This window comes from Stenotrophomonas sp. P5_B8 (assembly GCF_054049855.1).
The window spans coordinates 1-4,669 of the sequence record NZ_JBFULO010000313.1; the positions used below are offsets into that span (position 1 = coordinate 1).

Here is a 4,669-nt window from a genome sequence, read left to right on the forward strand (position 1 = left end):
ACTTCGGCGAGTGCTTGCGCGCTTCTTCGCCGGTGAAGGTGGTTTCGAACTGCTCCAGCAGCTTGCGCTGCTCAGGGGTCAGGTTGRCCGGGGTTTCCACCACCACGCGGCAGTACAGATCGCCTTCGCTGCGACTGCGCACCGAGCGCACGCCCTTGCCGCGCAGGCGGAACAGCTTGCCGGTCTGGGTTTCGGCCGGGATGCGGATTTCCGCGTACCCGCCCAGGGTGGCCACGCGCACGGTGTCGCCCAACGCAGCCTGCGAGATGCGGATCGGCACTTCGCAATGCAGATCGTCGCCGTCGCGCTGGAAGATCGCGTGCTCGCGCACCCGCACTTCCACGTACAGATCGCCCGGCGGCGTACCGGCCGGACCAGCCTCGCCTTCGCCGGACAAGCGGATGCGGTCGCCGCTGTCGACGCCCGCGGGCACCTTCACCGACAACACCTTGTCTTCCTCCACACGGCCATTGCCGTGGCAGGTCTTGCACGGGGTCTGGATGATCTTGCCGCGCCCGTTGCAGTTGTGGCACGCCTGCTGCATCGCAAAGATGCCGCGCTGGATGCGCACCTGGCCGTGGCCATGGCACACGCTGCAGGTATCGACCTTGCCGTCTTCGGAGCCACTGCCGTTGCAGTCGTCGCATTCGGCCAACGTCGGGATCTCGATGCGGCGTTCCACGCCCATCACCGCTTCTTCCAGGTCCAGCTCCATCACATAGCCGACATCGGCGCCGCGACGGGCCTGGCGCTGGCCACCACCACCGGCACCGCCGAAGATGTTGCCGAAGATGTCACCGAAGATATCGCCCATGTCCGGGCCGCCGGGACCACCGCCACCGCCGCCCATGCCGTGCTCGAATGCAGCATGGCCGTGGGCGTCGTACATGCGGCGCTTGTTGCTGTCGGACAGGGTTTCGTAGGCTTCCTTGCACTCCTTGAAGGAGGCTTCGGCCGCGCTGTCGCCCGGGTTGCGGTCCGGGTGGAACTTCATCGCGCAACGGCGATAGGACTTCTTCAGTTCTTCTTCGGTCGCGGTGCGGGAAACGCCCAGCACTTCGTAATAGTCACGCTTGCTCATAGGGTTGAATCGGGTTCCGGTGGTCGGGATTCGTCAAAGCGGAAGAGCGGAACCAGGTCCGCTCTTTCGCCGGGGCGCCCCGACAAACCGCAGGCGGCTGCCAGGACCTAAGGGGAAACAAGCACGGGACGTTGCCTGCGCAACGTCCCGCATCCTGTCCGGATCAGGACTTCTTGTCGTCCTTCACTTCGGTGAACTCGGCGTCGACCACATCGTCGTGCGCGCCGGCGTTGGCACCGGCATCCGCGCCCGGCGCCGCACCGCCCTGCTCGGCCGCGGCCGAGGCGGCGAACAATGCCTGGCCGGCTTCTTCAAGAACCTTCGACTTGGCTTCGATCTGCGCCTTGTCGTCGCCCTTCATCGCCGTTTCCAGGTCGGCCAGGGCCGACTCGACCTTSCCGATCACATCGCCACCGACCTTGCTGCCGTGCTCGGTGATCGCGGTACGGGTACCATGGATCAGCGCGTCGGCCTGGTTGCGGGCCTGGACCAGCTCATGGAACTTCTTGTCTTCTTCGCGGTTGGCTTCGGCATCGGCGACCATGCGCGCGATCTCGTCCTCGGACAGACCCGAACCGGCCTTGATTTCGACCTTCTGTTCCTTGTTGGTCTTCTTGTCCTTGGCCGACACGTGCAGGATGCCGTTGGCGTCGATGTCGAAGGACACTTCCACCTGCGGCATGCCACGCGGGGACGGCTCGATGCCGGACAGGTCGAACTTGGCCAGCGACTTGTTGAAGCGGGCCTGCTCGCGCTCACCCTGCAGCACGTGCACGGTCACGGCCGACTGGTTGTCCTCGGCGGTGGAGAACACCTGCGAGGCCTTGGTCGGGATGGTGGTGTTCTTCTCGATGATCTTGGTGAACACGCCGCCCATGGTTTCGATACCCAGCGACAGCGGGGTCACGTCCAGCAGCAGCACGTCCTTGACGTCGCCGCCCAGCACGCCGCCCTGGATCGCCGCACCCAGTGCCACGGCTTCGTCCGGGTTGACGTCCTTGCGCGGTTCCTTGCCGAAGAACTCGGTCACCGCCTGCTGCACCTTCGGCATGCGTGTCTGGCCACCGACCAGGATCACTTCGCTGATGTCGCTCGAGCGCAGGCCGGCGTCGTTCAACGCCACGCGGCACGGCTCGATCGACTTCTTGATCAGCTCTTCCACCAGCGCTTCCAGCTTGGCGCGGGTCAGCTTGATGTTCAGGTGCTTCGGACCGGAGGCGTCGGCGGTGACGTACGGCAGGTTCACTTCGGTCTGCTGGGCGCTGGACAGCTCGATCTTGGCGCGCTCGGCCGCATCCTTCAGGCGCTGCAGGGCCAACGGGTCCTTGCGCAGGTCGATGCCCTGGTCCTTGTTGAACTCGTCGACGAGGTACTCGATGACGCGGTTGTCGAAGTCTTCGCCGCCCAGGAAGGTGTCGCCGTTGGTGGCCAGCACTTCGAACTGCTTCTCACCGTCGACGTTGGCGATCTCGATCACCGACACGTCGAAGGTGCCGCCGCCCAGGTCGTACACCACGATCTTGCGATCCTTGTTGTCGCCCTTGTCCAGGCCATAGGCCAGCGCGGCCGCGGTCGGCTCGTTGATGATGCGCTTGACGTCCAGGCCGGCGATGCGGCCGGCGTCCTTGGTGGCCTGGCGCTGGCTGTCGTTGAAGTAGGCCGGCACGGTGATCACCGCCTCGGTGACGGTCTCACCCAGGAAGGCTTCGGCGGTCTTCTTCATCTTCTCCAGCACGCGGGCGGAGATTTCCTGCGGCGCCATCTTCTTGGCGTCGCTGGTCTGCACCCAGGCGTCGCCGTTGTCGTGGGCCAGGATGCCGTAGGGCACGTGCGCGATGTCCTTCTGGACTTCAGCGTCGGTGAACTTGCGGCCGATCAGGCGCTTGACGGCGTAGAAGGTGTTCTTCGGGTTGGTGACGGCCTGGCGCTTGGCCGAGGCACCCACCAGTACTTCGCCGTCCTTGGTGTAGGCGACGATGGAAGGCGTGGTGCGGTCGCCTTCGGCATTTTCGATGACGCGGGCCTTGCCGCCGTCCATGATCGCCACACACGAGTTGGTGGTGCCGAGGTCGATACCAATGATCTTGCCCATGAGGGAGACTCCTGAAAGTTCTGGGAACATCCGGCTGCTGCCGGGTTATGAATGGGATGTGGGGGACGGCTGGACTACATTCAAGCCACCCACCAAACACTGTGTCCGGTGGAAGCGCAACGCATTCAGCGTCGCGCAAGCCGGGTCAATCGCGGGCGACCACGACCAGCGCCGGGCGCAGCAGGCGATCGTTGAGCAGGTAACCCTTCTGGAACACCTGCACCACGCTGCCGGGCGCCGCGCCGGGCGCGTCGACCTGGCTGATCGCCTGGTGGTGGTCCGGGTTGAAGGCCTGGCCGGTCGGGTCGAGCAGGGTCAGGCCGTTGTCGGCGGCAACCTTGAGCAGCTGCTTGTAGGTCAGCTCCAGGCCTTCGCGCAGCGGGCTGGGCTCGGCACCGGCGGCACTCAGGCCGGCGTCGAGGCTGTCGAAGACCGGCAGCAGCTCGCCCAGCAGCTTTTCATTGGCGAAGCGGCGCGCCTGTTCCACGTCGCGGGCCACGCGCTTGCGCTGGTTGTCCAGGTCGGCGCGTTCGCGCAGCGACTCGGCACGCAGCAGGGCGACCTCGTTGTGCAGGCTGTCCAGCTGCTGCTGCAGGGACGGCTCGGCAGCCGGCTCACCGGCGGGATTCTGGGATGCGATATCGGGCTGATCTTGGTTCATTTCCGGATCCTTGGCGGTGACTCTCCGCCTCCACCCACCCCTATGTGGGCGCGGGGTGCGGATTCAAGAGTCCAATGCCAGGTTTATGCGCGATCGCGGGACAATCCGCCGCCCGCCGGGTCGCCCAGCGCGGCGCCCAGCACCTGCGCGGTAGCCTCCACCAGCGGAATCATGCGGTCATACGCCATCCGCTTCGGGCCGATCACCCCGAGCACGCCCAGTACCTGGCCGCCGGCCGAGTACGGCGCGGTGACCAGCGAGACCCCCTCCAGCGGCATCACCCCGGTCTCTTCGCCGATGAAGATGCGCACGCCCGGGGCCTGGATGGTGCGCTCGAGCAGCTGCAGGATCTCGCGCTTGCTGGCAAACACATCGAACAGCTCGCGCAGACGCTCCAGGTCGGACAGGTCCTGCACCCCCATCAAGCGGGTCGCCCCGGCCAGCACCATGTCATCGGCCGGCGGCACCATCGCCTGCTCGGCCAGTTCGATGCTGTGCGCCAGCAGCTGCTCCATTTCCGACTGCGCATCGCGCAGCTCCAGCAGCAGCCGCGCACGGATCTCGGCCAGCGGCCGGCCCGCGCAGTTGGCATTGAGGTAGTTGGCGACCTGCTCCAGCTCGCCTGGACCGAAGGCACGGCGCGGCTCGATCACCCGGTTCTGCACTTCGTTGTCGGCAAATACCAGGATCGCCAGCACGCGGCCGGCATCGAGTGCCACGAAATCGATGTGGCGGAAGGCGAACTGCTCGCGGCGCGGGGCGCTGACCACCCCGACAAAGTGGCTCATCGCCGACAGCAGCTCCGACGCACTGCCGAGCAGCGCCTGGGTGCCGG

The 4,669-nt window shown here is 66.1% G+C and carries 4 protein-coding genes; all 4 read right to left on the reverse strand.

The window, feature by feature from the left end; translation table 11 throughout:
* The coding region (dnaJ, locus tag ACXJKH_RS15255) for a molecular chaperone DnaJ (protein ID WP_457320521.1) at positions 1-1,081 on the reverse strand (1,081 nt) is incomplete at its 3' end.
* A gap of 163 nt (positions 1,082-1,244) precedes the next feature.
* Positions 1,245-3,173, reverse strand: coding sequence for a molecular chaperone DnaK (gene dnaK / locus ACXJKH_RS15260; RefSeq protein ID WP_457320523.1), 1,929 nt, complete (start codon positions 3,171-3,173; stop codon positions 1,245-1,247).
* A 145-nt stretch (positions 3,174-3,318) separates the two neighbouring features.
* A complete protein-coding gene (grpE, locus tag ACXJKH_RS15265) occupies positions 3,319-3,834 on the reverse strand; it encodes a nucleotide exchange factor GrpE (protein WP_256774013.1) in 516 nt (171 codons plus the stop codon).
* An 83-nt stretch (positions 3,835-3,917) separates the two neighbouring features.
* A partial coding sequence (locus tag ACXJKH_RS15270) for an HrcA family transcriptional regulator (protein ID WP_457320526.1) occupies positions 3,918-4,669 on the reverse strand: 752 nt, incomplete at its 5' end.